This window comes from Micromonospora sp. DT227 (assembly GCF_049841835.1).
In the GTDB taxonomy this organism is placed as follows: Bacteria; Actinomycetota; Actinomycetes; order Mycobacteriales; family Micromonosporaceae; genus Micromonospora.
In genome coordinates this window covers 1-26696 of the sequence record NZ_JBNCLA010000017.1, presented here as the reverse complement: position 1 = coordinate 26696, position 26696 = coordinate 1, and the positions used below count along the sequence as shown (strand labels likewise).

Annotated in this window: 21 protein-coding genes; 7 read left to right on the top strand and 14 right to left on the bottom strand. The window is 73.7% G+C overall.

The genetic code is table 11. The features are described from left to right. Positions 1-25 precede the first annotated feature (25 nt). Positions 26-2485: a DNA translocase FtsK gene (locus ACLQ2W_RS32180; RefSeq protein ID WP_425791458.1), complete on the bottom strand. Its 2460-nt coding sequence runs from the start codon at positions 2483-2485 to the stop codon at positions 26-28. Positions 2486-2598: 113 nt separating this feature from the next. Between ACLQ2W_RS32180 and ACLQ2W_RS32175 the strand changes: the two genes are divergently transcribed. Further along, a complete protein-coding gene (locus ACLQ2W_RS32175; protein ID WP_425791456.1) occupies positions 2599-3078 on the top strand; it encodes a YbjN domain-containing protein in 480 nt (159 codons plus the stop codon). Beyond that, positions 3075-4700: a YbjN domain-containing protein gene (locus tag ACLQ2W_RS32170; protein WP_425791454.1), complete on the top strand. Its 1626-nt coding sequence runs from the start codon at positions 3075-3077 to the stop codon at positions 4698-4700. Before ACLQ2W_RS32175 ends, ACLQ2W_RS32170 begins: the two co-directional genes overlap by 4 nt. A 69-nt stretch (positions 4701-4769) precedes the next feature. Here ACLQ2W_RS32170 and ACLQ2W_RS32165 read toward each other — a convergent pair whose 3' ends face one another. Then, a complete protein-coding gene (locus tag ACLQ2W_RS32165; RefSeq protein WP_425791452.1) occupies positions 4770-6317 on the bottom strand; it encodes a S1 family peptidase in 1548 nt (515 codons plus the stop codon). 241 nt (positions 6318-6558) lie between these two features. Here ACLQ2W_RS32165 and ACLQ2W_RS32160 point away from each other — a divergent pair, with 241 nt between their 5' ends. Both ACLQ2W_RS32160 and ACLQ2W_RS32155 read left to right on the top strand, forming a co-directional pair. Continuing rightward, the gene (locus tag ACLQ2W_RS32160) at positions 6559-6717 is read left to right on the top strand and encodes a lasso RiPP family leader peptide-containing protein (protein WP_425791450.1); all 159 of its coding nucleotides are present in this window, start codon (positions 6559-6561) and stop codon (positions 6715-6717) included. A gap of 41 nt (positions 6718-6758) precedes the next feature. Continuing rightward, positions 6759-7940, top strand: a complete 1182-nt coding sequence (locus ACLQ2W_RS32155) for an asparagine synthase-related protein (RefSeq protein WP_425791448.1) — start codon at positions 6759-6761, stop codon at positions 7938-7940. On the opposite strand, the gene ACLQ2W_RS32150 is transcribed toward ACLQ2W_RS32155, so the two are convergent. The 7 genes from ACLQ2W_RS32150 to ACLQ2W_RS32120 all read right to left on the bottom strand — a co-directional run bounded on the left by ACLQ2W_RS32150 (position 7941) and on the right by ACLQ2W_RS32120 (position 17298). Further along, the gene (locus ACLQ2W_RS32150; RefSeq protein WP_425791446.1) at positions 7941-8783 is read right to left on the bottom strand and encodes a hypothetical protein; all 843 of its coding nucleotides are present in this window, start codon (positions 8781-8783) and stop codon (positions 7941-7943) included. Between the two features lie 79 nt (positions 8784-8862). Further along, complete coding sequence (locus ACLQ2W_RS32145) at positions 8863-11565, bottom strand: putative Ig domain-containing protein (RefSeq protein ID WP_425791444.1); 2703 nt, start codon at positions 11563-11565, stop codon at positions 8863-8865. A gap of 321 nt (positions 11566-11886) precedes the next feature. Continuing rightward, complete coding sequence (locus tag ACLQ2W_RS32140; RefSeq protein WP_281935505.1) at positions 11887-13575, bottom strand: ribonuclease J; 1689 nt, start codon at positions 13573-13575, stop codon at positions 11887-11889. A gap of 51 nt (positions 13576-13626) precedes the next feature. Continuing rightward, on the bottom strand, positions 13627-14553 hold the full coding sequence (dapA, locus tag ACLQ2W_RS32135) for a 4-hydroxy-tetrahydrodipicolinate synthase (RefSeq protein ID WP_425791441.1): 927 nt from the start codon (positions 14551-14553) through the stop codon (positions 13627-13629). 52 nt (positions 14554-14605) lie between these two features. Then, positions 14606-15343 carry an FAD-dependent thymidylate synthase gene (gene thyX / locus ACLQ2W_RS32130; protein WP_107156087.1) on the bottom strand — a complete coding sequence of 246 codons (738 nt, stop codon included), beginning with the start codon at positions 15341-15343 and terminating at the stop codon, positions 14606-14608. A 94-nt stretch (positions 15344-15437) separates the two neighbouring features. Next, positions 15438-16079 carry a DUF2752 domain-containing protein gene (locus ACLQ2W_RS32125; RefSeq protein ID WP_425791439.1) on the bottom strand — a complete coding sequence of 214 codons (642 nt, stop codon included), beginning with the start codon at positions 16077-16079 and terminating at the stop codon, positions 15438-15440. Next, the gene (locus ACLQ2W_RS32120; RefSeq protein WP_425791437.1) at positions 16069-17298 is read right to left on the bottom strand and encodes a winged helix-turn-helix domain-containing protein; all 1230 of its coding nucleotides are present in this window, start codon (positions 17296-17298) and stop codon (positions 16069-16071) included. The genes ACLQ2W_RS32125 and ACLQ2W_RS32120 overlap by 11 nt, the downstream gene beginning before the upstream one ends. Before the next feature lie 81 nt (positions 17299-17379). Between ACLQ2W_RS32120 and ACLQ2W_RS32115 the strand changes: the two genes are divergently transcribed. Next, positions 17380-17931, top strand: coding sequence for a GNAT family N-acetyltransferase (locus tag ACLQ2W_RS32115; protein WP_405092934.1), 552 nt, complete (start codon positions 17380-17382; stop codon positions 17929-17931). Here the strand turns inward: ACLQ2W_RS32115 and ACLQ2W_RS32110 are convergent. Continuing rightward, the gene (locus ACLQ2W_RS32110; RefSeq protein ID WP_425791435.1) at positions 17830-19143 is read right to left on the bottom strand and encodes a glycosyltransferase family 87 protein; all 1314 of its coding nucleotides are present in this window, start codon (positions 19141-19143) and stop codon (positions 17830-17832) included. The genes ACLQ2W_RS32115 and ACLQ2W_RS32110 overlap by 102 nt on opposite strands. 35 nt (positions 19144-19178) lie before the next feature. On the opposite strand from ACLQ2W_RS32110, the gene ACLQ2W_RS32105 reads away from it, so the two are divergent. After that, positions 19179-19763: a GNAT family N-acetyltransferase gene (locus tag ACLQ2W_RS32105; protein ID WP_425791433.1), complete on the top strand. Its 585-nt coding sequence runs from the start codon at positions 19179-19181 to the stop codon at positions 19761-19763. 76 nt (positions 19764-19839) lie between these two features. Here ACLQ2W_RS32105 and ACLQ2W_RS32100 read toward each other — a convergent pair whose 3' ends face one another. The 4 genes from ACLQ2W_RS32100 to ACLQ2W_RS32085 form a co-directional block, all read right to left on the bottom strand. Continuing rightward, a complete protein-coding gene (locus tag ACLQ2W_RS32100) occupies positions 19840-20724 on the bottom strand; it encodes a carbohydrate ABC transporter permease (protein ID WP_107156039.1) in 885 nt (294 codons plus the stop codon). A 1-nt stretch (position 20725) separates the two neighbouring features. Then, positions 20726-21844 carry a carbohydrate ABC transporter permease gene (locus tag ACLQ2W_RS32095; RefSeq protein WP_281935521.1) on the bottom strand — a complete coding sequence of 373 codons (1119 nt, stop codon included), beginning with the start codon at positions 21842-21844 and terminating at the stop codon, positions 20726-20728. A gap of 83 nt (positions 21845-21927) precedes the next feature. Beyond that, complete coding sequence (locus ACLQ2W_RS32090; protein WP_396775936.1) at positions 21928-23175, bottom strand: sugar ABC transporter substrate-binding protein; 1248 nt, start codon at positions 23173-23175, stop codon at positions 21928-21930. A 25-nt stretch (positions 23176-23200) separates the two neighbouring features. Then, positions 23201-24190 (bottom strand): LacI family DNA-binding transcriptional regulator, encoded by a 990-nt coding sequence (locus ACLQ2W_RS32085; RefSeq protein WP_425791430.1) that lies wholly within the window; start codon positions 24188-24190, stop codon positions 23201-23203. Positions 24191-24336: 146 nt separating this feature from the next. Here ACLQ2W_RS32085 and ACLQ2W_RS32080 point away from each other — a divergent pair, with 146 nt between their 5' ends. After that, positions 24337-26448: a glycogen debranching N-terminal domain-containing protein gene (locus ACLQ2W_RS32080; RefSeq protein WP_425791428.1), complete on the top strand. Its 2112-nt coding sequence runs from the start codon at positions 24337-24339 to the stop codon at positions 26446-26448. Positions 26449-26696: the final 248 nt, after the last annotated feature.

The following is a 26696-nucleotide window of genomic DNA, read 5'->3' as shown; positions in this document are numbered from 1 at the left end:
CGGCGGGCCCTCGTCGTGACCGGGTCTACTCCTCGCCGCCCCGCAGGCCGACCAGGACCTCCTCCAGCTCGTCCGGCTTGACCAGCACGTCGCGCGCCTTGGAGCCCTCGGACGGGCCGACCACGCCCCGGGTCTCCATCAGGTCCATCAGCCGGCCCGCCTTGGCGAAGCCGACCCGCAGCTTGCGCTGGAGCATCGAGGTCGAGCCGAACTGCGAGGTGACCACCAGCTCGACGGCCTGCACCAGCAGGTCGAGGTCGTCGCCGATGTCCTCGTCGATCTTCTTCTTGCTGTCCTGCGCCGGGGCGAGCACGTCGGAGCGGAACTCCGGCTCGCGCTGGTCCTTGCAGAACTTGACCACGTCGGCGATCTCGCGCTCGGTCACCCAGGCGCCCTGGATGCGTACCGGCTTCGACGCGCCCATCGGCAGGAACAGGCCGTCACCGCGGCCGAGCAGTTTCTCCGCGCCGGGCTGGTCGAGGATGACCCGGGAGTCGGCGAGCGACGAGGTGGCGAACGCCAACCGGGACGGCACGTTCGCCTTGATCAGACCGGTGACCACGTCCACCGAGGGGCGCTGGGTGGCCAGCACCAGGTGGATGCCGGCGGCACGGGCGAGCTGGGTGATCCGGACGACCGAGTCCTCCACGTCACGCGGCGCGACCATCATCAGGTCGGCCAGCTCGTCCACGATCACCAGCAGGTACGGGTAGGGGCGCATCTCCCGCTCGCTGCCGGGCGGGGCCTTGATCTCGCCGTTGCGCACCTTGCGGTTGAAGTCGTCGATGTGCCGGACCCCGTTGGCGGCGAGGTCGTCGTAGCGCATGTCCATCTCGCGGACGACCCAGTCCAGCGAGTCGGCCGCCTTCTTCGGGTTGGTGACGATCGGCGTGACCAGGTGCGGGATGCCCTCGTAGCCGGTCATCTCGACGCGCTTCGGGTCGATCAGCAGCAGCCGCACCTCGTCCGGCGTGGCCCGGGTCAGAATGGACACCAGCAGCGAGTTCAGGCAGGACGACTTGCCGGCGCCGGTGGCGCCCGCGATCAGGATGTGCGGCATCTTCGCCAGGTTGGCCACCACGTAGCCGCCCTCGATGTCCTTGCCGAGCGCCACCACCATCGGGTGGTGGTCGCTTGTCGCGTTGCGCGACCGCAGCACGTCGCCGAGCGACACGTTCTCCGGGTCGGTGTTCGGGATCTCCACGCCGACCGCGCTCTTGCCCGGGATCGGGCTGAGGATCCGCACGTCCGGCGACTTCACCGCGTACGCGATGTTGCGGGAGAGCTGGGTGATCCGCTCGACCTTGACGCCCGGCCCCAGCTCGACCTCGTAGCGGGTCACGGTCGGGCCCCGGGTGAAGCCGGTGACCTCGGCGTCCACCCCGAACTGGTCGAACACGCCGGTCAGCGCCGCGATCACCTCGTCGTTGGCCTTGCTCCGGGTCTTCGGCGCGGCGCCGGCGCCGAGCATGTTGGCCGGCGGCAGCGTGTAGTCGCCGGCCAGGCCGGTGAGCGCGAGCTGCTCGGCGCGGGTGGGCAGCGGCGAGTGCTCCGGCGGCTCGGCCGGCTTGCGGTTCGCCGGCACCTTGGGCATCTTGCGCGGCAGCACGATGGTTTCCTGGAGGTCCACGCCGGCCAGCTCGTCGTCCGGGTCCGGTGGGTCCAGCGGCGGCGGGAGCCGCTTCGCCGGCCGCTTGCGCGCCGGCTTCGGCGGCGCGGCGGCCTCGACCGGTTCCTCCACCTCGACGTCGTCGGACGGGATCAGGCCGGCGCGCAGCCCGAGCCGCTCCGGAATCCGGTTGATCGGCGTCGCGGTCACCACCAGCAGGCCGAACACCAGCAGCAGGACCAGCAACGGCATGGCCACCCAGGCGGTCACCGCCGACTTCAGCAGGTCACCCAGGCCGGCGCCGATCAGGCCGCCGGCGTAGTCGCGCTGCACCTCGTCGACCGGGTTCTGCCCGATGTGCAGCATCGCGGCGGTGGCCAGCAGCATCGAACCCCAGCCGACCAGGCCGCGACCGCGATGCTCCGGGTCCACCGGCGTCCGCATCAACCGCCACGCGCCGATCATCAACAGCACCGGCAGCACGATGGAGATCGCGCCGAAGAAGAGGCGCACCGTGTCGGCCAGATGCCGGCCGACCGGCCCCGCGCCGCCGCCCCAGATGCCCACCGCGGCGAGGATGGCCAGCCCGAACAGGAGCAGGCCGGCACCGTCGCGGCGGTGCTCCGGATCCAGCTCCCGGGTGGACGCGGCCTGCCGGCCGGCGGCCCGGAACGCCCAGCCGACCGAGTGCGCCAACCCCATCCACAGCGCGTTGACCGCGCCGCCGAGGAACGCGGCCGGGCTCGGCCCGCGGGTCGGTCGCCGCCGGACCGGCTTGCGCGCCGCCTTCTTCGCCGGTTGACGGGCACGGTTGTTCGTGGTTCCGCGCGGCGACGCGCCGCGCCGCCGGCTCGCCTGAGAGGTACGGCCCGCCATAGAGTCACGGTAACGGCGGTAACCGGCGGAACGCCGCTTTTCCGGGTCGGGTGCGCGTGTCGCAGCGCGGGCCGGGCCGCCGTTTGTGTTATTCGCCTCAGAAGGGATGCCCGATGGCGTCGCCGGAGATCGAGGACGGTCCGGACGGTCCGCTGACCGGACACCCGCAGGCACTGCGGCCACTGACCGACGAGCTGATCGCCGCCGTGCTGGCCCACCGGGGGTACGCGGTGGGCGAGGAACCCGACGGCGCGCTCGTCGGCCGCTGGGAACGCAGCCTGATCTGGTTCCACCGCCGGGGCGCGGCCGGCGAGCTGCTCCAGGTGCGCACCGTCGCCGCGCACCGGTTCGGCATCGAGCGGGTGCCCGAACTGCACGCGTTCTGCAACACGTGGAACCACGACCGGCTCTGGCCCAAGGCGTACGTGCACGTCGACGACGACGGCGTCGCCCAGGTCTGCGGCGAGGTCACCACCGACCTGGAGCGCGGCGTCACCCCGCACCAACTCGACCGGCTGATCGACTGCGGCGTCACCACCGGCTGCCAGCTCGCCGCCGCCGTCGCCGACCTGCCCGGCGGGACGCTCCGGTGACCACGGCCCGCGACCGGGCGCTGGCCGCCGCGCTCGCCGACGCCCGGGACCGGCCGGACGACGAGGAACGCTGCGCCGAGCTGGACCGGATCGCGGCCCGCGCCGACGCCGCCGACGACCCGCGTACCGCCCTGTCGGCGCGGTTCGCGCTGGTCGAGGCGTACCTGCACCGGGGCGAGCGGTGGCGGACCGTGGAGCCGGTACGCCGCCTGCGGGCCACGCTGGACCGGCATCCGGGGCTGCTCGACGCCCACCCCGACGAGCTGGTCCGGCTGCGTCGGCACCAGCGGCAGGCGGTGGAGGCGGCGCTCGGCACGCCCCGGGTCGGGCTGGACCAGATCCGGTCGCTCACCGACACGCTCGCCGACGAGCTGGGGCCGGACGCCACGCCGGTCGCCGAGCTGCGCTGCCGGCTCGCCGACCACCTCGGCGACGAGCCGGCCGCCCGGCGCGCGTACCAGCGGTGGACGGCCGGGGACACGGCCGACCCGGTGGGCGGCTGCCCGGGTTGCGCCCCGGCCCGGCGGGCCGAGCTGCTGACCGGCTGGGGTGAGCCGGAGGCGGCCCTGGCGGCACTGGGCGAGCACGGCCGGCACCACGGCCAGCACGGCCGGCACCACGGCGAGCGCGATGCGGCGGACCGCCCGCCGGACTGCACCGACCAGCCCGAACGATCACTCACGGCGGGGCTGCTGCCGTGGCTGCGTACCGGCGCGGTGGAGCGGGCGGCGCGGGCGCACGTCCGCGCGTACCGCCGGCACCGTCGGGAGCGGGCCGCGTTCCCGCTGCTCGCCACGCACCTGCGGTTCTGCGCGCTGGGCGGGTACCCGCACCGCGGCCTGGAGCTGCTGACCGAGCAGTTGCCCCGGCTGGACCGGCCGACCGACGACCTGTCCGCGATGGAGTTCGCGGCGGCCGGCGCGCTGCTCTGCGGGCTGGCCACGGAGGCCGGTCTCGGCGGGCGGCGGATCCACCGTCCCGGGCACGGCTCCCGGCCGGCGGCCGAGGTGGACGTGGCCACGCTCGGCGCGCAGCTCCAGGCGCTGGCCACCGCGCTGGCCGGCAGCTTCGACGCCCGCAACGGCACCGGGCACCAGTCCGGCCGGATCGCCTCCTGGCTGGCCGAACGGCCGCTCGCCGGGCCGGTGTCGCTGGCGGCGGAGAGCGAGTTCGACGAGGAGCCGGAGGCCGACCCGGCCGACCCGGGCCCACCCGGCCCGGAGGAGCCGGCCCCGCTGGACGCCGCGCTGCTCACCGCCGCGTTGGCGGCACGCCGCGAGGCGGTCACGGTGGAGCCGGACGGCACGCTCGTCGGCCGGTGGGGCGAGGCGACGATCCAGTTCCGCGTGCTCGGCGAGGTGCTGCACGCCCGGGTGGTCGCGGCGCGCACGCTGCCGGCCGACCGACGCGCCGAGGCGTACGCGTTCTGCAACGCCTGGAACCACGACCGCCTGCTGCCCGCCGCCTACGTGCACGAGCCCGGCGACGGGACGCTGGTGTTGGCCGCCGGTGTCACCACGGACCTGTCCTGCGGCGTCGCGCCGACCCAACTGGCCGTGCTGGTGGCCGCCGCCGTCCGCACCGGCACCGCGTACGCCGACGCGGTCGCCGCCCTGGGCTGAGCCGCACGCGGCGCGCCCCCCGACCACCGGGCGGTGGCGGTCGGGGGCCGCGGTCTCGGGGGGCGGCGGTCAGCGGGCGGAGAACGCCACCGTGTACTCGCCGGCGCCGGACAGCCCGACCACGCGGTAGCGGTAGGCGCCGGCCGGGGTGTCGGCGGTCAGCGTGGCCGCGCCGTCGGCGGTGGCCGCGCGGGCCACGGTGCGGAACGCGCCGCCGGTGAAGCGTTGCAGCTCCAGCACCACCCGGGCGCCGTCCGGCGCGACGACGCAGGCCTCCTGCGTGCCGCCGGTCACCCGGAAGAAGCGGCCGTCCGGCTGCACCTGCGCGCGCCCGGCGGCGATCCGGCCGGTGCGGCTCACCTGGCCGGTGCACTCGGTGTCGCCGGCCGGCGGCTCGGCGGGCGGCGTGGCGGCCGGCGGGGCGGTCTGGTCACCACCGGCCGGTGGCTCCGCGGGCGCCGGCTGGCCGCCGGCGGTGACCAGCGTCAGGTTGTTGCGCTGGAGGATCTCGTTGACCGGCTGGAAGAACGTCACGCCGCCCCGGGTGCAGTCGCCGGAGCCACCGGAGGTGACACCCTGCGCCTGGTCACCGGAGAGCCACGCGCCGCCGGAGTCGCCCGGCTCGGCGCAGACGTCGGTCCGGGTCAGCCCGGTGACCGTCCCCTCCGGATAGTTGACGGTGGCGTTCTTGGCCTGCACCACGCCGCAGCGGGTGCCGGTGGTGGAGCCGGACCGGCAGATCGACGCGCCGACCGGGGCTTCGGTGGAGCCGTTCACCGGCACCGTGCCGCCGTTGAAGTCGTTCACCACGCCCTGCGGCGTCCAGTCACCGTTGGTCTCGACCACCGCCCAGTCGTCGCCGGGGAACGACGAGGCCGCGAACGTGCCCTGGGCGACCCGGTTGCCGCCGGTGGTGCGGTCGCCGGGCCGGCCGCAGTGCCCGGCGGTGACGAAGCCGCCGACCACGGAGAAGCCGACCGAGCAGCGGCCGGCGTCGTTGATGAAGAACGCGTCGCCGCCCCGCACGTCGAACAGCGGGCGCGGGGCCTCGTCGGCGGTCCGCACCCGGACCGGGCCGGTGGTCCCGCCGGCGGCGGCGAACCGGCGACCGGCGGCCTCCGCGCCGGGCCGGGCGACCACCACCACGGAGTTGCTGGCCACGTCGACGTACCAGCCGGCGATGTCCGGGCTGGCGTCCGCGCCGGCCGCGTCCAGCCGGGTCTTCACCGCGTCCAACTCGGCGACGCCCCGCTGCACCCGCTTCGGCACCGCGCCGGCCGCGGTGACCCGCGCCGCCCCGGCCGCATCGGTCACCGCCACGGTGAGCGTGGCGCCGTCGTCGCCGAGCCAGCTCCCGCCGTAGCCGGCGCCGAGTTCGGTGCGCAGCCTGCTGACCGTGCCGGCCGCCCAGCGTTCGGTCTTCAGCCGGCGGACCGCCTGGTCGCGGGTGAGCGAGAGGTCGCGGCCCAGCGCGTCCAGGACCTCTGGGGCGATGCCGTCGGCGGCCGGGGCCGCCCGCCGGGGTTCCTCACCGGCGAACGACGGCAGCGTCACCGCCGCCGTCAGGCCGGCCGCCGCCACCAGTACGCCGATGGCTGTCATCCGTCTGCGGTCCATCCGCCACGCTCCTCCCGGCCGGCGCGGGGGGCACGCCGACCGACCGGGGGTACGGCGATGGCCGCCGATCGGTTGAGGAGCGCGGGGCATTTCTACCCAGCGTGTCGATATGTTCACCGGGTGCGACGAGTCACGCGATCGGGTGTATTTCTGGCCACCCCGTGTCCGTCCGGTCGCCCCGTCGATAGACAGTGCGGACGGAACGGCACCGTCCACTTCGACCTGCACGGAGGACCGACACATGACCACACCGCAGACAACCCCGACCGACGCACAGCAGACGGTCGTCGACGGCTACCGGCCGCCGCGGCTGACCCGGCTCGGAACGCTGGCCGAGCTGACCCGGGGCGGCGAGCTTCCCGTCGGTGACGGGACGGGCGGCAGCGGCGCGTCCCTCTGAGGACCGGGCGCACCACCGCGATCCGCTCACCAGGAGCCGACATGACCGAGTGGACGGTCGACACCCGGGTGTCCGCACCATGGCCGTCACCGTACGAGCTGGCCACCGGGTTGGTGCCCGGCGTGGAGCCGGCGGACCGCACCGGTCCGCCGGCTCCGGTCGTCGGGTCCCCGCTGGCGGCGCTGGCGGCGGCGGTGCTGCCGGCTGTTCGTCGCGCGCCGTGCCTGGTCAGCTTCTCCGGTGGCCTCGACTCGTCAGTGGTGCTGGCCGTGGCCGCCCGGGTGGCCGCCCGGCAGGGCCTGCCCGCGCCGGTGCCGGTGACCTGGCGTTTCACCGGCGCGCCGGCGGCCGACGAGTCGAGCTGGCAGGACCGCGTCATCGACGCGCTGGGCCTGTGGGACCGCTGGCAGATCCTGCACGCGGACGACGACCTGGACCTCGTCGGCCCGGTGGCCCGACGGTTCCTGCACCGCTACGGCGTGTGCCATCCGCTGAACACCCACCTGCACCTGCCGATCGTCGAGCTGGCGGCCGGCGGGTCGATGCTGACCGGTGTCGGCGGTGACCAGATCCTCGCCGGTTGGCGGCCACCGCTGCCGGCCTCGCCGTACCGTCGGTTGCGCCACCGGGCGTCCCGCGTGCGGGCCCGATGGCGACGGGGGCCGTCCGGCGTCGACCGGTTCCCCTGGCTGCGGCCGGCGGCGGCCGAGGAGGTGCTGCGCCGGCACCGGGCCGAGCGGCGGGCCGAGCCGGCCCGGCTGGACCGGCGGATGGCCTGGCACCTGCGCCGCCGTGACCTGCGGCTCACCGTGGCCTCGTTCGACCGGATGGGTGCGGACCACGGTGTGCTGGTCCGGCATCCGTTCCTCGATCCGGGGTTCGTGGCGGCGCTCGCCGTCACCGCCGGTCACCGCCGTGGCGTGGCCCGCCGTGACCTGCTCGCCGAGGTGGCCGCCGGCCACCTGCCGCCGCTGCTGTTCCAGCGGCAGGGCAAGGCACACTTCCTGGACGTGTTCCTGCGCACGCCGACGCGCGAGTTCGTGCGGAGCTGGGACGGCGGCGGCGTGGACGAGTCGGTGGTGGATCCGGCCGCGTTGCGCGCGGCCTGGAGCCGGTGGCCGATTCCGGAGTGCACCGCCGGGCTGGTGCAGCACCTGTGGTTGCGGCAGCATCCACCGGCGCCCCGCGACGCCGCGCCGCAGGGGTTGGCCGGCGACCGCTGATCAGGCCGGCCGGCCCGCCGTGGTGAGGTCGGCGGACTCGGTGACCGATGCGATCAGCCGCCACGTCCGCTCCAGCGCGGTCCAGTCCCGGGGCCGGGTCAGTTCCCAGGCGGGCAACGCCGCCAGGCCGAGCAGCGCGGCCGGGTCGGACGGCAACTGCGGCCAGGACCGCTCGGCGGCGAGCCGGCCCAGCGCGTCGGTCGCGGCCAGCCGGGTCGCCGCCGGCCCGTCGCCCCAGCGCAGGAAGAACCAGCCGGCCAGCGGCGCGCGGACGGCGATCGGCGGCAGCGGCACCCGGGTCCGGCTGCCCTCCCGCGCGGTCCGGCCGGCCAGGGCCGCGCCGGGGACCGGCTGCCGCAGGTCGATGCAGCGCGGCCCGGCGAAGACCGCGCCGTCGTGCACCACCGCCACGTCGTCGGCCAGCACCGGCACGTCGCGGGCGGCGAGCGCCGCGAGCAGGCTGCTCTTGCCGGCGGTACGCGGACCGAGCACCGCGTACGCGCGCCCGTGCCGGACGAACGCGCCGGCGTGGAACGTCTCCCGTCCCGCCCACCGGTTCACCACCACGGCCGGTGGCGCCAGGTAGGGGTGGGCGAGCAGGTCCGGCGTCAACGGCGGCCCGTGGAACGTGGCCGTGCCGGTCCGCCGGTCGACGGTGAGGTGCCGCCCGTCGGCGAGCAGGCGCACCTGCCGCCACCGGTCCAGCGGCACTTCGGTGGGGCGCGGGCCGTCGTGCTGGCGGATCGTCACCTCGGGCAGGTCGCCCCCGGGGCCGGCCGGCATCAGGTCGGTGACGTCGTCCAGCCCGTGGACCCGGAGCCCGTAGGCGAATCGTCCGGTCATCTGCTTCCCTGTCGGTGCGGTGGCGCGACGTGGCGGTGCGGGTGACGCCGGAGCGCCACCCGCACCGCGTGTCATCCGATCAGCGGACCGTACCGCTGATCACGTGCGACGGCGTGACCTTCGCGGAACCCGGCATGACCTTCCGCAGGCGTCCCTTGCCGTTGGCGGACATCGCCGCCGCCGAGGGCACCGGGCCGCCGAGCGCGTCGACGTCCCAGCCGACCCAGAACGGTCCCGGCGTGTCGATGTGCATCCAGAGCGCCAGCCGGATGGAGACGCCCGGACCGAGACCGCCGAGGTCAAGTGGAATGGTCAGCGTGGTGAACAGGCCGCCGCCGGGTGGGTCGATGGCCGGCGCGTCCATCCGGAGGTTGTTCACGGTGACCACGGTCCCGTTGCTCAACGTGACCGGGCTGGTCGTGGTGGGCGGGTTGATCACGTGCAGGTTGCCCTGCGGCGACGGTGTGGGACCGTTGGGTTTCGGTGCGCCGTTGACCTGGCTCAGCGCGGTGATCTGGATCCGCGCCTGGGTCAGGGAGGTGGTGGACGACCGGTTGGTGACGGTGAACCGGAGGACCAGGTTGTTGCCGATCATCTCCCGGTTCGGCGCCGCCCCGGTGGACACGTTCGGGTCCAGCCGGGTGGACTGGGCGACGTCGTTCTGCTGGTAGACGCCGAGCGTGTTGCGGGGGCTCGGGCTGCCGAGCGCGGACGGCACCCCGTTGATCGGGCCGAGCACGGTGGCCACCAGCCGGAAGTCGTTCCGGGTGTTTCCGGTGTCGATCAGTTGGCCGTTCTCCTGGATCCGGCCCCAGGCGTGCGTGACGAACGGCGGGCCGCTGAACGCCGGCAGCGGGGTGCCCTCGTAGAAGCCGGGCGCGGAGCCGGCGGCGTCGGTCACCGTGCCGGGCACGTCCGGCGCCACCAGGCGGAATCCGCCGCCGGTGGTCCCGAGGTTGTCCACCACCAGGTCGGGCAGGATGCCCGACAGCGAGTAGTCGGACCCGGCGATCAGGTAGCCTCGCCGGTTCGGCACCGGCCGGGCGCTGGCCGGGATGGTGATGCTGAACCCGCCCGGCGCCTCGATCCGGAACCCGGCGATCGGCACGTCGATCGGCAGGTTGCTGCGGATCCCCAGGAACTGGTCCTTGGCGCCCCCGACGCCGGACTGGGCGAACTGGCCGATGAGCACCTGGCCGGGCAGCGCCCGGATGTCCACGGTGACGGTGTTGGAGTTGGCCACCGCGTTGGTGTTGCTGGCGTCGAACTGCACCCGGAACCGGTTGAGCCCGTACGCCGGCAGGATGATCTGGAAGTCGGCGGCGTTGAACGTCACCGGGAACGTACCGAGCGGCCGGTCGGTGCCGTTGGGCAGCACGTCGATCGCGGTGACGGTCCCCTCGGCGACGCCCGGGCCGATCCGCACGTGGAAGGAGCTGGGTGTGCCGAAGTTGGTGAGCGTGCTGTCGACGGTCAGCGTGACCACGCTGGCCGCCTGGACGATCAGCCGGAACTGCTGGGTGTCGGAGAGCCCGAACGCGTCGGTGACCCGCACCGTGAACGAGTACGCCCCGGCCGCGGTGGGGCGCCCGGAGAGCAGCCCGGTGTTCGGGTCGAGCGTGAGCCCGGGCGGCAACGTGCCGGTGACCGACCAACTGAACGGGGCGGTGCCACCGACCACGGTGAACTGGTCGGAGTAGATCGCCCCGACCTCGGCCAGCGGCGGCGCCGCGTTCTGGAGCGACGGCGCCTGGCGGATCTCGATCGTCACCAGCCGGCTGCCCTGCTGCGCGGCCGCGTCCACCACCCGCACCACGAACGGATACTGGCCGGCGGTGGTCGGCAACCCGCTCAGGGCACCGGTGTTGGGGTCCAGCGAGATTCCCGGCGGCAGCGAGCCGCCGGTGATCGACCAGACGAACGGCGGCACGCCCCGGGTGGCGTCGAGACCCACCGAGTACGCCACTCCCACCGCACCCGGCGGCGGCGTGGCGAACGCCAGCGTCGGTGACACGTTCATGGTCACCGCGAACGACAGCGGCGACTCGGGCCCGGTGCCGGCCGCGGTCCGGGCGGCCACCGTGAACCGGTAGGTGGTGCCGGAGATCAGGCCGGTGATCTCGGCCGTGGTGGCGGGGCCGACCGTCTGGCTCGCCTGCCGCGCGCCGCCGACGTAGGGGGTGATCACCCAGTTGATCACCGGGGAGCCGCCGTCGGAGCCGGGCGTCCAGCTCAGCAGCGCGGTGGTGCTGTTCGCGCTGACCGCGATGATGGTCGGCGCGGCCGGCAGCGCGAGCACCTTGGCGGGCGCCGACCGGGGGCTGGCCGGGCCGGTGCCGACCGCGTTGCGGGCGGCCACGGTGAACGTCCACGAACCCTTGTCCGAGGCCAGCCGCAGCGTGCGGGTGGTGGACGTGCCGTCGAACGAGACCGGCTTGGCCGCCTTCTTGCCGCGGTGCGGCGTCACCACGTACCCGGTGATGGCGCTTCCGTGGTCGGCGGGCGCCTGCCAGGTGACGACCGCGAGGGTGCCGCGGTGGCCGGCGCGCGGCTTCTTCGGCGCGGCCGGCGCGGAGGGCTCGACCAGCCGTCCGGTCCGGACGGTCGACCGGGACGACGTGGTGGACGCGGCCGAGGTGGCCGGCTTCGCCGCGGCGGCCCGGTTCTCCACCGCGGCGGCGGGTCTTGCCGAGACGGGTGCGGGTGGTGACAGCACCGACAGGACGAGCGCGCCGGCGAGGGCCGGTACGGCCCAGACGCGCAGGCGGGACAATGAGGACATCGAATCCTACCTTTCTGCAGGATCGACGGGCACGCCATGGGCGCACCGAAGGCGAATGGGTGGGAAGAAGGGAGACAAACATTCACGACAGGGAATCTGACGTGCCCTATCCTTCTACCACGCCCACCCTTCGAGCGATAGCAGTGTGTCGCCATTTCCGCAGGTCAGAGCGCCTTTAATCGGCATTGTTAGTCAATTTGCGAACACGCTGTCCGCATAACGAAATGGCCCGGAAATCAACCCCGTCGGGCTCCACAAAAAGGGGCCCCACGGCACCTTCAGGTGCCGCGGGGCCGCCACGGAAACATGGCCGGTCGGGGATCAGACCTCGACGACTGTCGGGACGATCATCGGGCGTCGGCGGTACGCGTCGTTGACCCAGCGGCCCACCGTCCGGCGGACGATCTGCTGGAGCTGGTGCGGGTCGGTGATGCCGTCCGCGGCAGCCCGGTTCAGCGCCTCGGTGACCAGCGGGACCACCGGGTTGAACGCGGCCGGGTCCTCGGAGAAGCCCTTCGCCGAGACGGTCGGCCCGGCGACCACCTTGCCGGTGACCGAGTCGACCACCACGGTGGTGGCGATGAAGCCGCCGTCGCCGAGGATCCGGCGCTCGGTCAGCAACGACTCGCTGACGTCGCCCACGGCGAGGCCGTCGACGTAGACGTACCGGCTCTTCACGCGCCCGACCAGGCTGGCCCGGCCCTCGACCAGGTCGACCACGTCGCCGTCCTCGCAGAGCACCACCCGGTCCGGCGCGACACCGGACTCGATGCCGAGCCGGGCGTGCGCGCGCAGGTGCCGCCACTCGCCGTGCACCGGCATCAGGTTGCTCGGCCGCACCACGTTGAGCAGGTAGAGCAGCTCGCCGGCCGGGGCGTGCCCGGAGACGTGCACCTTCGCCACGTCCTTGTGCACCACCACGGCGCCGGCCCGGGCCAGCCGGTTGATCACCCGGTAGACCGAGGTCTCGTTGCCGGGCACCAGCGACGAGGCAAGCACCACGGTGTCGCCCGGCGCGATGGTGATGTGCCGGTGGTCGCCGCTGGCCATCCGGCCCAACGCGCTCATCGGCTCGCCCTGCGAACCGGTGGACATGAGCACGATCTGCTCGGGCGGCAGGTTGGTGGCCTCCTCGATGTTGACCACCAGACCGGCCGGGATGTTGAGCAGGCCCAGGTCCCGGGCGATGCCCATGTTGCGGACCATGGACCGGCCGATCAGCGCCACCTTGCGGCCGTGCTCGGCCGCCGAGTCGAAGACCTGCTGCACCCGGTGCACGTGCGAGGCGAACGAGGCGACGATGATCCGCCCCTTGGCCTTCGCGAAGATCGAGTCGAGCACCGGCCCGATCTCCCGCTCCGGCGTGACGAAGCCGGGGATCTCCGCGTTGGTCGAGTCGGAGAGCAGCAGGTCGACACCCTCGGCGCCGAGCCGGGCGAAGCCGGCCAGGTCGGTGATCCGCCCGTCCAGCGGAAGCTGGTCCATCTTGAAGTCGCCGGTGTGCAGCACCAGGCCGGCCGGGGTGCGGATGGCCACCGCCAGCGCGTCCGGGATCGAGTGGTTCACCGCGAAGAACTCGCACTCGAACGGGCCCAGCCGCTCCCGGCCGCCCTCCCGCACGGTCAGCGTGTACGGCTGGATCCGCCGCTCGGCCAGCTTCGCCTCGACAAGCGCCAGCGTGAACTGGGAGCCGACCAGCGGAATGTCCGGCTTGTGGGCGAGCAGGTACGGCACCGCGCCGATGTGGTCCTCGTGGCCGTGGGTGAGCACGATCGCCTGCACGTCGGCCAGCCGGTCCAGGATCGGACCGAAGTCGGGCAGGATCAGATCCACGCCCGGCTGCTCGACGTCGGGGAAGAGCACCCCGCAGTCGACGATCAGCAGCTTGCCGTCGTACTCGAAGACGGTCATGTTCCGGCCGATCGCGCCGAGTCCGCCGAGCGGCATGATCCGCAGGCCGCCCTCCGGCAGCGGCGGGGGCAGCTCACCGTCGATGTGCGCCTCGGTCACGCGTCACCTCATTCTGCGACGCCGTCGTGCGGCGTCCGTCGTGTCGTTGGATCATTCGGGCAGGGGCAGGCCCGCCGCGGCGCAGTCGGCACGCAGCTGGGCCAGTTCGTCGCCGGTGGCCTCCACCAGCGGCGGTCGCACCGGGCCGGCCGGCAGGCCCTGGGCCGTGAGGCCGGCCTTGACCAGGATCGTGCCCTGGGTGCGGAAGATACCGGTGTAGAGCGGCAGCAGCCGCCGGTGCAGGGCGAGCGCGCCGGCGTGGTCGCCCGCCTCGAACGCCTCGATCATCTGCTTCGTCGCCACGCCGGTGAAGTGCGTGGACGTGCCGACCACGCCGACCGCGCCGATCGCCAGGGAGGACAGGGTCAACGCGTCCTCACCGCTGTAGAACGCGAGGTCGCTGCGGGCCAGCACCTCCGAGGTCGCGATCAGGTCGCCCTTGGCGTCCTTGACCGCGACGATCCGCCCGTGCTCGGCGAGCGTGACCAGCGTCTCGGTGGCGATCGCCACGCCGGAGCGGTGCGGGATGTCGTAGAGCATCACCGGCAGCCCGGTGGCGTCCGCGACGGTGGTGAAGTGGTGCAGCAGCCCGGCCTGCGGCGGCTTGTTGTAGTAGGGCGTGACCACGAGCAGGCCGTGCGCGCCGGCCTTCTCGGCCTGCGCGGCCAGCTCGACGGTGTGCCGGGTGTCGTTGGTGCCCACCCCGGCGACGATCCGGGCCCGGTCGCCGACCGCCTCGACCACGGCGCGGATCAGCGTCTCCTTCTCCGCGTCGGTGGTGGTCGGCGACTCACCGGTGGTGCCGTTGAGCACCAGCGCGTCATTGCCCTGCTCGTCGACGAGGTGCCGGGCCAGCCGGGCGGCGCCGTCGAGGTCGAGCGCGCCGTCGGGGGTGAACGGCGTCACCATGGCCGTGATCACCCGCCCGAACGGGCGCGACGCGCCGCGGTCCAGGGCGGCGGAGTGGTCGTGCGTCATGTTCACAACCTAGCGGACGACCACCGGTGCCCCGGCGGCGAAGGGAGAGGACTCACTCCGCGTGCGGCGACGCCGCCACCTCGGTGCCGTCCGGCAGCGTGGTGATCACGAAGTCGGCGAAGACGTTCGGCGCGACGCCCTGGAGCTGCCGCAGGCACTCGATCGCCAGCTCGCGGATCTCCACGTCGGCGTGCTCGGTGGCGCGCATCTTCACGAAGTGCCGCCACGCCCGGTAGTTTCCGGTCACCACGATCCGGGTCTCGGTCGCGTTCGGCAGCACGGCCCGGGCCGCCTGCCGGGCCTGCTTGCGGCGCAGCGTCGGGTTGGGCTCGTCGGTGAAGCGGGCCTCCAGGCCCTCCAGCAGATCGGTGTACGCGCGCACCGCCGCCTCGGACGCCTCGACGAACTTCTTGTGCAGCTCCGGGTCCTCGGCGATCACCGCCGGCTCGACCATCGCGGCGTCCCGCTCGGGCACGTAGCGCTGGGAGAGCTGCGAGTAGGAGAAGTGCCGGTGCCGGATCAGCTCGTGCGTGAACGACCGGGAGACGCCGCTGAAGTAGAAGCTCACCGAGCCGTGCTCCAGCACGGACAGGTGACCCACCTCCAGGATGTGCGCCAGGTAGCCGGCGTTCGTCGCGGTGACCGGGTTCGGCTTCTTCCAGCTCTGGTAGCAGGCCCGGCCGGCGAACTCGGCGAGCGCCTGCCCGCCGTCGGCGTCGGTCGACCACGGCACCTCGTCCGGCGCCTGGAACTGGGTCCACGCGATCAGCTTGACCTGGGGCTGCACCATCTCCGGCATGCCGAGGACTGTAGTTGCCCGTCGTCCGGCGCGGAAATCGGGCACGCGGCCGACCGGGCGTCGGCGTGCCCGCGTCGGCGGGCGGTCAGACGTAGAGCGAGGGGAACGGCGCCCAGGGCAGGTTGCGGACCACCGAGAAGACCGCCCAGGCGGCCAGGAAACCGCCGAGCACCTTCGGGCTGAACTGCGGTTCGGGCAGTCGCCAGCCGAACGCCCGGTTGCCGGCCCAGGCGACGAAGAGCCAGGCCAGGAACGGCAGCGCGAAGACGAAGAGGAAGTGGTGCCGGGCGGCGGCCGGCAGGTCGCCGTGCAGCACGTACCAGAGCGCGCGGGTGCCGCCGCAGCCCGGGCAGTCCAGCCCGGTGGTGAGCTTGAGCAGGCAGGTCGGCCGGGCGTCCGGGTCGCTCCGGGTGGGGTCGCTGATCAACGCGTACGTCATGCCGAGGCCGACGCAGGCCAGCGCGGCCAGCGGCACCGCCCAGCGCGGGGCGCGGGCGTGCAGGCGCAGCACCATGCGGGTGAACCGGTCCGGCTCGACGGGCTGGTAGACCACCTCGGCCGGCCACGCCACCGGCCCGGGATGGCCGTAAGGCTCGGCAGGACCGGAGGGCACTGCGTGGCCGTAAGGCTCGGCGTGCCCGTGCGGTTCGGCGTGTGCGGGTGCCTCCGCGTCCGGGTGCGGTGCGGTAGCGGGCCGGTCGACGCTCGTCACGAGGTCACCGTACACCGGCCACGCCCACCAGCGCGGCGGCCAACGGCGCGGCCAGGTCACCGGCGGCCGGCGGGGCGACCACGTCGAGGCCGAGCCAGCCGGCCAGCCGGTACAGCTCGGCGGCGAGCGCCACGGCCGTCTCCCCCGGGTCGGCGCCCGGCTCCAGCCAGGCCGCCGGCACCAACAGGACGCCCGCCTTCCGGTCGGCCTTGAGGTCGACCCGGGCGGTGAACCGCTCGCCCTGCCGGAAGGGCAGCACGTAGTAGCCGTACACCCGCTGGGGCGCCGGCACGTAGATCTCGATGCGGTAGGTGAAGCCGAAGAGCCGCTCCGTGCGGGCCCGCTCCCAGACCAGCGGGTCGAACGGGCTGACCAGCGTGTTGCCCCGCACCCAGCGGGGCAGCCGGGCGTCGGCGTGCAGGAAGGCCGGCTGCCGCCACCCCTGGACGGTGACCGGGGTCAGCTCGCCCGCCTCGACCAGCTCGGCGATCGCCTGCCGGGCCCCGGCCACCGGCAGGCGGAAGTAGTCCCGCAGCTCCGGCTCGGCGGCGACGCCCAACGACCGGGCCGCGAGCGCCACCAGGGCACGGTGCGCCTCGGCGACGGTCGGGGTGGGCGCGTCGAGCACGGCCGCCGGCAGGACCCGCTCGGGCAGGTCGTAGCGGCGGGCGAACGAGTTCGTGCGGTCGGCGGCGGTGACCTCACCGGCCCAGAACAGGAACTCCAGCGCCCGCTTGACGGCCGACCAGTTCCACCCCCAGTTGCCGGTCTCCCGGGGCGCGTCGTGCTCGATCTCGGCGGCGGTGAGCGGCCCCCGGGCGGCCACCTCGTCGCGGACCCACGCGACCAGCTCGGGTTGCTCCTGCGCGATCCGGCGCATCCCGCCCCACGCCTCGTCGCGCGCCTTGGCCATCCGCCAGCGCAGCACCGGGTGCAGCCCCACCGGGACCAGCGACGCCTCGTGCGCCCAGTATTCGAACAGCTCGCGGGGGCGGCGGTAGGCGGCGGTGTCGAGCAGCGCGGTCGGGTAGGGCCCGAGCCGGCTGTAGAGCGGCAGGTAGTGCGCGCGTTGCAGGACGTTCACCGAATCCATCTGGATCAGCCCGACCCGGTCGAGCACCCGGCGCAGGTGCCGGCGGGTGGGCACGCCGGTGGGCGTCGGGTCGGCGAAGCCCTGGGCGGCCAGCGCGACCCGGCGGGCCTGGGCGAGCGAGAGCGATTCCGGTGCGGCCATCGTCGCGACCCTAATCCACCGGTACGACGCGGACGGAGCGGCGGCTGGACCGGTCGACCGCCGGGGCATAGAACTGGACGGGTGCCCACCATCCGCCGGGAGGAACCGGACGACGCCGAGGCGATCGCCCGGGTACACGTCCACGGCTGGCAGGCCGGGTACGCCGGCATCATGCCCGCCGAGGTGCTGCGCCGGCTGAACCCGGCCGCCTGGGCGCAGCGCCGCCGCGACCTCGGCACCGCCGACCCGGAGCACCCGTTCACCACGCTTGTCGCCGAGGCCGACGGGGAGGTCACCGGCTTCACCACGTTCGGGCCGTACCGGAACAACCAGGACCGCGGCGACCTCGACCCGGCGTGCGGCGAGTTGCTGGCCCTCTATCTGGAGCCGGCGCACTGGGGTTCGGGCACCGGCGCGGCGCTGCTCGCCGCCGCCCGGGCCGGGCTGGCCGGGCGGGGCTGGACCGAGTACCGGCTCTGGGTGCTCGCCGACAACGCCCGGGCCCGCCGCTTCTACGAGCGGGCCGGGCACTCACCGGACGGCGAGGAGTCCGCCTACCCGGTGCCGTTGCACGGTGGGCGCGATCCGGTCCTGCTCCGCGAGCTGCGGTACACCGCCCGGCTCGACCGCTGACCCGGCCGGCCCGGTCCCGCCCGCCGGCCCGGCGCCGCCGGCCGGGACCGCCCAGCGGCGGATCGGCAGGCCGAGCAGCAGCGCCAGGCTGATCCACACGTAGGTGTTGCTGCCGAGGAAGCCGTCCACGCCGGTGAAGTCCTTCTCCCAGGACCAGACGATCCGGCTGCACAGCAGCGCGTACCCGATCAGCGCGGCGGCCAGCAGCAGACGGCGCCGCCGGCTGCGGGCGGGCGCCGCCATGCCGTTGTCGACCAGCAGGATCAGCCCCGGCAGCAGCCAGACCAGGTGGTGCACCCAGGTCACGGGGCTGACCAGGCACATCACCGCACCGGTCAGGGCCAGGCCGGTGGCCTCGTCGCCGGCGGACACCGCGGCCCGGCAGCGCCAGCCCCAGACCACCAGCGTGGCCAGGACCAGCAGCAGCCAGGCCACGGTGCTCGGATGCTCCGGGTCGAGCCGGGCGACCACGCCGCGCAGCGACTGGTTGGAGACGAACGCCAGCTCACCGACCCGGTCGGTGTTCCACAGCGCCTCGGTCCAGAACTCGCGGGACGCGTCCGGGAAGAGGCCGGCGGCGACGAGCGTGGCGACGGCGGCCGAGCCGACCGCGGTCGCGGCGGCCCGCCAGCGGCCGGTGACCAGCAGGTAGACGATGAAGATGCCGGGGGTCAGCTTGATCGCGGTGGCCAGGCCGATGCCCACGCCGGCCCAGCGGTTGCCGGCCGGCAGCAGCCGGAGCAGGTCCACCGCCACCAGGAACAGCAGCAGCATGTTGACCTGACCGAAATTGACCGTCTCGCGCATCGGCTCGTACGCGGCGGCCAGGCAGAGCGCGACCGCGAGCGTGAACCACCGGGTCCAGCCGGCCCGACGGGCCACCGGGTCCAGCAGCCACCAGATCACCACGGCGCTGACCACCACCGTCGCCGCCACGCTCACCACGATCGCCGCGCCCCACGGCAGGTACGCCATGGGCAGCATGACGAGCGCCGCGAACGGCGGGTAGGTGAAGCCGTACTGGGTGCCGGCCTTGAGGAAGTCGTAGATCTCGCCGCCGTCACGCGCCCAGTAGGTGAGCGCGCCGTGGTAGACCCGCAGGTCGAAGAAGCCGTGCCGCACCGCCGCCACGGAGAGGAACAGGGTGACCGCCGCGGCGAGCGCCGCCACGGCCACGACCTGCGCGGTCGTCCGCCCGGCACCCTGCGCCACCGTCCTCCTCCTCGCCCTGCGTAGGCTCACGTGCCATGGCTGAAGGCTACGTCCGCCCCGCGCGTCCCGAGGACGTCGCCGAGATCGCACGCATCCAGCTCGCGACCTGGCGGGTCGCGTACCGCCGGATCCTGCCCCGGCACGTGCTCGACAACCTGGACGAGGCGTACCTCGCCCGGCGGTGGGGCGCGGCGGTGCAGGAGCCGCCCTCGGGCGCGCACCGGGTGCTGGTCGCCGTCGAACAGGCCGCGCAATCGTATCTGGTGGGGTTCGCCGCCTCCGGTCCGGCCGACGCCGAGGCGCTCGCCCCGGGCGAACCGGCCGACGCGTTCGACTCGGGCGTGGCCGCGGTGACCGACCTGCTGGTCGAGCCGCGGTGGGGGCGGCGCGGGCACGGCAGCCGACTGCTCGCCGCCGCCGTCGAGCACTGGCGCGCGGACGGGCTCACCCGCGCGGTGGCGTGGGCGTTCGACGCGGACGCGGCGACCCGCGCGTTCCTCGGCTCGACCGGCTGGGAGCCGGACGGCGCGACCCGGGCGCTGGACGTGGACGACATGCTGGTGCCCCAGCTCCGGCTGCACGTGGCCGTCCCGGCGGAATCGGCGCCGGCGCAGCGATGAGTTTCCGGCCGGCCGCCGGTCTGCCCTCGACGGGTGGCCGGCGGTCCCGGCACGGGGCGGGACCGCCGGCCACCGGTCAGCCCTTGTCCGCGCCCTCGTTGGCGCCGCGTACGAAGTAACGCTGGAAGATCACGAAGAGCACCGCCACCGGGATGGTGGCCAGCAGCGCCGCGCCGAGCTTCAGCGGATACTGGTTGCCCTTGCCGAGCGAGCCGCCGACCAGGTCGGCCAGCCCTCGGGGCAGCGTGAACAGGCCCGGGTCCTGCACCGAGACGAGGCTGTGCGGGAACTCGTTCCAGGAGCCCTGGAACGACAGGATGGTCAGCGTGATCAGCGCCGGCCGGGCCATCGGCAGCACCACCGACCAGAACGTGCGGAAGACACCGGCGCCGTCGATCCGGGCCGCCTCCTCCACGCTGACCGGGATCGACTCGAAGAACTGTTTCATGATGAACACGCCGGCCGCGTCGGCGAGCAGCGGCACGATCAGGCCGGCGTAGCTGTCGTACAGGCCGATCTGCTTGAGCACCAGGAACTTCGGGATCAGCAGCACCACGCCCGGCACCGCCATCACCGCGATGACGGCGGCGAACAGCCCGGCCCGGCCCCGGAAGCGCAGCCGGGCCAGCGCGTAGCCGGCGAGCGAGTCGAAGAACACCCGGCCGAGCGTGACCAGCACGGTGACCAGCAGCGAGTTGCCGAGCCAGAGCGGGAAGTTGGTGCCGGAGAAGATCCGTTCGAAGCCGGCCAGCGTGAGCGGGTCCGGGATCGGCGACAGCGGGTTGGCCGCCGCGTCCGGCTCGGTCTTGAACGAGTTGCCGAGCTGGATCACGAACGGGTAGAGGAAGACCAGTCCGAAGAAGATCAGGACGGCGTACCCGAGGAAGCGGTTGGCCCGGGCGCGCGGCTCGCGGTCGCGACGGCGCGCGACCGGCGCCGGCCGGTCGGTCAGCACGGCCATGTCAGGACCCCTCCGGTACGCGTCGCCGCCACCACCGGCCGCGCCGGTTGCCGTCCCGGTCGGCCATCAGCCGGCGCTGGAACAGGGTGAGCAGGATGATGATCAGGAACAGCACGAACGAGATGGCCGCGCCGGAGCCGTAGTCGAAGTCGCGGAACGCGGTCCGGTACGACAGGTACGCCGGGGTGAGCGTGGTCTTGGCCGGGTCACCCTGGCTCATCACGTACACCTGGTCGAAGACCTGCCAGGAGCCGATCAGTCCCAGCGTGACCACGAGGAACGTGGTGGGCTTGAGCAGCGGCAGCGTGACGTACCGGAAGCGCTGCCAGCGGGACGCCCCGTCGAGCATGCCGGCCTCGTCCAGCGCCACCGGGACGTTCTGCAACGCGGCCAGGTACATCAGCATGAACGTGCCCGAGGTGGTCCAGATGACCAGGCAGATGATCGACATCATGGCCACGCTGGGCCCGGAGAGCCACTCCCACCAGCTCAGCCCGAACGGGCCGCCGGAGGTGAGCGCGGCCGGCGGGGTGTCCAGCCCGAACGCGCCGAGGACCAGGTGCAGGACGCCGCGACCGTCGGCGAACCACTCCGGCCCGTCGACGCCGAGCAGGCCGAGCAGCCGGTTGACCGCGCCGGAGTTGGCGAACAGGAACAGGAAGACCACGCTGACCGCGACCGAGCTGGTGACGGACGGGAAGTAGAACGCGCTGCGGAAGAAGCCCTTCCCCTTCAGCAGCCGGTTGTTGACCACCAGGGCGAGACCGAGCGCGAGCGCGGTCTGCACCGGCACCACGATCGCCACGTAGTAGATGTTGTTGCGGATGGCGGTCATGAAGTCGCGGCGGGCGAGCCCGTCGTCGGTGAACAGCCGGCTGTAGTTGTCGCCGCCGACGAACGGCACGTCGCCGGTGAACGGGCTGCCCTGGCCGTTCCAGTCGGTGAGGCTCACCCAGAGCGCCATCAGGATCGGCAGCAGCAGGAAGAGCCCGAGGATCACGATCACCGGCGCGACGAAGAGCCAGCCGGCGAGGTTCTCGTTGCTGCGGATGCCGCCCGTACGGCGACGCGGCGGGCCGGCCGACGCGGTGCCCGGCGCGGCGAGCGTGTCCGTTGCCATTCCCTCCTCCTTCGCTCGGGGGAGGTGGAAGGAGGGGCCCCTTGTTAACACCCGTCTGTTAACAGGGGGCCCCTCCTCACACCTCAGCCGCCGAGCGCCGCCTTGGCGTTCTTGTCGAAGTTGGCCAGGATCGTCTTCGGGTCACCGGTGGTCAGGCCCTGGAGGCCGGCCTCCAGGTCCCGCAGCACGCTGTCCATCTTCGGCGCGTTCACCGGGCCCTGGGCGTACTCGACGCCGTCGATGAACGGCTTGTCCGCCGGGAACGCGCCGGTGTACTGGTCGCGGACCGACTGGCGGGACGGCATCACGCCGAACGCCTTCGCGAAGCCGATCTGCTGCTCGCCGGCGGTCATCGCCTCGACGAACTTGATCGCCTGCTCCTTGTACTTCGACTTGGCCGCGATGCCCCAGCACTGGGTGAAGGAAAGCGTGCCCTGGCCCTTCGGGCCGGCCGGCAGCGGCACCACCTTGTACTTCACGTTCGGGAAGTCGTTCTGCAGGGCGCCCTTGATCCAGTTGCCCTCGATGGTCATCACGGCCTTGCCCTTGCCGAACGCCTCGCCGGACCAGCCGGAGTCGAGCTGCTTCGGGAACTTCGCGTAGCCGCCTGTGAGCAGCGACTTGACGTACTGGAGCGCCTGGAGGTTCTCCGGGGTGTCCGCGGTCGGCTGCTTGCCGTCCTTGCTCATCAGCCAGCCGCCGTTCTGCACCATGAACGCGCCGATGCGGTCCCGGGTGTCGCCGAGCGCGAGCGCGACCTGTCCCTTCGCCTTGATCTTCTGGCTGACGGCGGTGAGCTGGTCCCAGGTGGTCGGCACGTCGGCGTCGGTCAGGCCGGCCTTGGCCCACAGGTCGGTGTTGATCTGGAGCGCCAGGGTGGAGAAGTCCTTCGGCGCGCAGTAGAGCTTGCCGTCGTAGGTGAACGCGGTGCGCAGGCTCTCGTAGAAGTCGTCGGAGTTGGCGACCTTGTCCCCGTACGGCTCCAGCGCGCCGACGCTGGCGAAGTCGGCGAAGCGGGCCGCGTCGACGTAGAAGACGTCCGGCGGGGTGCCGCCGGCCAGCGCCTGGCCGAGCTGCTGGGTGAGGTCCTGCGCCGGGGTGACGGTGGCGGAGTTGCCGGACGAGCCGGCCCACGCGGCGGCGGCGTCCTTCACGGCCTTGGTCTCGGCGTCGCCGGAGGAGCCGATCAGGATCTGCAGGCTGGCCGGGCCGCTGGACTGCTTGGTGTCGGTGGCCGAGTCGTCGAAGCCGCTGCCGCAGGCGGCGGAGCCGAGCAGGGCGACGGCGGCGACGCCGGCCACCGCGGCCCGGGTGAGCATCCGTGGTGTCATCTGTTTCTCCTGGTGGGGGATGGGATCACGCCGAGTGCCGGAGCACCAGCGAGGGGTCGAGCAGCAGTTGGGGGTCGCGTTGTTGCCCGTCGAGCAGCCCGGTGAGCAGCTCGACGCAGCGGGCGGCGGCCTCGCCGAGCGGCTGGCTGACGCTGCTCAGCCCGACCGCGGCGGCCACCGGGGTGTCGTCGAAGCCGACGACCGCCACGTCGGTCCCGGCGTCGCGGGCGGCCTGCCACGCGCCGAGGGCCAGCGAGTCGCTGGCGCAGACCAGCGCCGTCGGCGGCGCGTCGAGGGCGAGCAACGCGCGGGCCTCGCGCTCCCCCTCGGCGATGCCGTCCTCGGTGGCGCGGTCCGGTGCGGCGCCGTCGAGGCCGACCTCCGCCATCGTGGTACGCCAGCCGGCGCGCCTGTCGTCGCCGACGCCGGAGCCGGCGGGCCAGCCGAGGAACGCGATCCGACGGTGGCCGGCGGCGAGCAGGTGCCGGGTGGCCTGCGCGGTGCCGGCGGCGCCGTCCACGTCGACCCAGGGGTGCGCCTCCGGCGTGTCCCAGGGCCGGCCGAACGTCACGAACGGCACCTTCCGCTCGGCCAGCCACGCGGTACGCGGGTCGCGGTGCTTGGTGCCGGTGAGCACGAACGCGTCCAGCTCGTACGCGCCGAGCAGGTCGTCGTAGGTGGCGATCTCGTCGTCGTCGTGGCGGGCGGTGTAGAGCATGACCCGGTAGCCGGTGGCGTCGGCGGTCTCGGTGAGGCCGTGCAGGAAGCGGTCGAGCACGGAGCCGTTGATGCCGTCCCGGGTGGGCTCGATGCGGACGGCGATGAGCCGGGACCGCCCGGTCCGCATCTGGCGGGCGGCCTGGTTGGCCCGGTAGCCGAGCGCGGCGATGGCCTCCCGCACCCGGCGACGGGTGTCCTCGCGGACGATGTGCGGGGCGTTGAGCACGTTGGAGACGGTCTGCCGGCTGACCTGGGCATGCCGGGCCACGGTCGCGATGGTTACCTTTTCTCCCACGAAATCCCTCTCGCCGCCTTGAACGATCCAATACCGATGCGGCAGGATTAGATCGTTCAAAGTTTCTGGAATGTTTCGCACTCTGCACCCGGCCGCCGCCAGTTGTCAAGACATCCGAGCCACCGATCAGCACCAGGAGTTCCCCCGTGACCGAACGCCGCCTCCAACCCCTGCTGCACGACCTGGTCGGGGTGGTGCACGCCCCCACGAGCGCGCTCGGCGACGCGGCCGGTCAGCTCCGGCCGCACGGTGTCCAGGGCGTCTTCCACGCCGACGCCCGGGTGCTCTCCCGCGCCGAGCTGCGCCTCGACGACAAGGCGCCGGAGACGATCGCGAACGGCGCCGCCGGCCCGCACGGCGCCCGCTTCGTCGCCCTGGCCCGCTGGCTCGGCGACGACACCCCCGACCCGACCGTCCGGGTCGAACGCACCCGACGGGCCGGCCCGGCCGGTCTCACCGAGGAGATCGTGGTGTCGTCCACCGCCGCCGAGCCGGTCCGCACCACCGTCACCGTGGACCTGGCCTGCGATCTCGCCCCGATCGAGCAGGTCAAGACCGGCCACGCCGGCCAGCCGCTGGAGGCCAAGGCCGGGGAGCCGGGCCGGGTGCAGTGGGCCGCCGACGGCCTCACCGTGACCGTGACCGGCGCGGGCGCCACCGTGGACGCCACCGGCGAGCGCGCCGTCGCACCGCGCCTGAGCTGGGCGGTCGCCGTCGACCCGGGCGACTCGGTCACGCTGCGCTGGCGGCTCGCCGTCACCGACCCGCGGGCCGTGGTGACCGCCGCGCCGCCCGGCCCCGGCTGGGCCGAACCACGGGTCGCCGCCGACGACCGCCGACTGCTCCGGCTGCTCGACCGGTCCCTGGCCGACCTGCACGCGCTGCGCCTGGCCGAGCCGGCCCACCCGGAGGACGTCTTCCTCGGCGCCGGCGTGCCCTGGTTCCTCACCCTGTTCGGCCGGGACAGCCTCTGGGGCGCCCGGATGATGCTGCCGCTCGGCACCGAACTGGCCGCCGGCACGCTGCGGGTGCTGGCCCGCCGGCAGGGCACCCGGGTCGACCCGGCCACCGGCGAGCAGCCCGGCAAGATCCTGCACGAGCTGCGCCGGCACGAGTTCGCCCCGAACGAGGGGCTGCGGCTGCCGCCCGCGTACTACGGCACCGTCGACGCGACCATGCTCTGGGTCAGCCTGCTGCACGACGCCTGGCGCTGGGGCCTGCCCGCCGACCAGATCGAGCCGCTGCTGCCGCACCTGGAGGCGGCGCTGCGCTGGCTCGGCGAGCACGCCGACGCCGACGGCGACGGCTTCGTCGAGTACATCGACACCACCGGCCACGGCCTGGCCAACCAGGGCTGGAAGGACTCCGGCGACGCGGTGCGCTTCCGCGACGGCCGGCTGGCCGCGCCGCCGATCGTGCTGGCCGAGGTGCAGGGGTACGCGTACCGGGCGGCCACCGACGGGGCGGCCCTGCTGGACGCGTTCGGTCGTCCGGACGCCGACCGCTGGCGCGGCTACGCCGACCGGCTCGCCACCAGGTTCCGCGCGGCGTTCTGGGTGGACGGCCGCCACGGCCCGCAACCCGCGCTGGCACTGGACCGGGACAAGCGCCCGGTCGACGCGCTGACCAGCAACATCGGCCACCTGCTCGGCACCGGGCTGCTGTCGGACGCCGAATCGGCCCAGGTGGCGGCGCTGCTCTCCACCGAGGCGATGGCCGGCGGCTTCGGACTGCGCACCATGTCCACCGACGACGCCGGGTTCAGCCCGCTGTCGTACCACTGCGGTTCGATCTGGGCGCACGACACCGCGATCGTGCTCGCGGGGCTGGCCCGCGACGGGCACCGGGACGCGGCGCTACGCCTCGCCGACGGCCTGCTCGCCGCCGCCGAGGCGTTCGACTACCGCCTGCCCGAGCTGTACGGCGGCGACGACCGGGCGGCGCTCGGCCGACCCGTGCCCTACCCGGCGGCGTGCCGCCCGCAGGCCTGGTCGGCGGCGTCGGCCGTGCTGCTGCTCCAGGCCGCTCTCGGCGTCTATCCCGACGTGCCGAACGGCCGGGTCGACCTGCGCCCGCTGGCCGGCCCGGAACTGGGCGCGCTCAGCGCGACCAACCTGCGCATCGCCGGCACCCCGGTGACGGCCACCGTCACCCACACCGGCCACCCCACCCTGACAAACCTGCCCCCCACCCTGATCCCCACCCCCCGCACCCCCACCCCCCGCACCCCCACCCCCACCCCCGCCCCCAGGCGTTGATCATGAAGTTGGCGGCCTTTTCGATCTCCACAACCGCCGCCAACTTCATGATCACCGGAGCCGGTCCGGTGCTGGACGGCGGTGATTAAGGAGTTCGTGTCGGGTCGGGGCGGTGGGCCTGACCCGAACTCCTTGGTCAATGGCGGGTCCGGTGTGCGGGAGGGGCGGCGGGGGACGCTCCTATGGTGCGTCAAGTGGTTGGGGTGGGTTTTCGAGGCGTCGGTAGAGGTCTCGGGCGATGTAGCGCT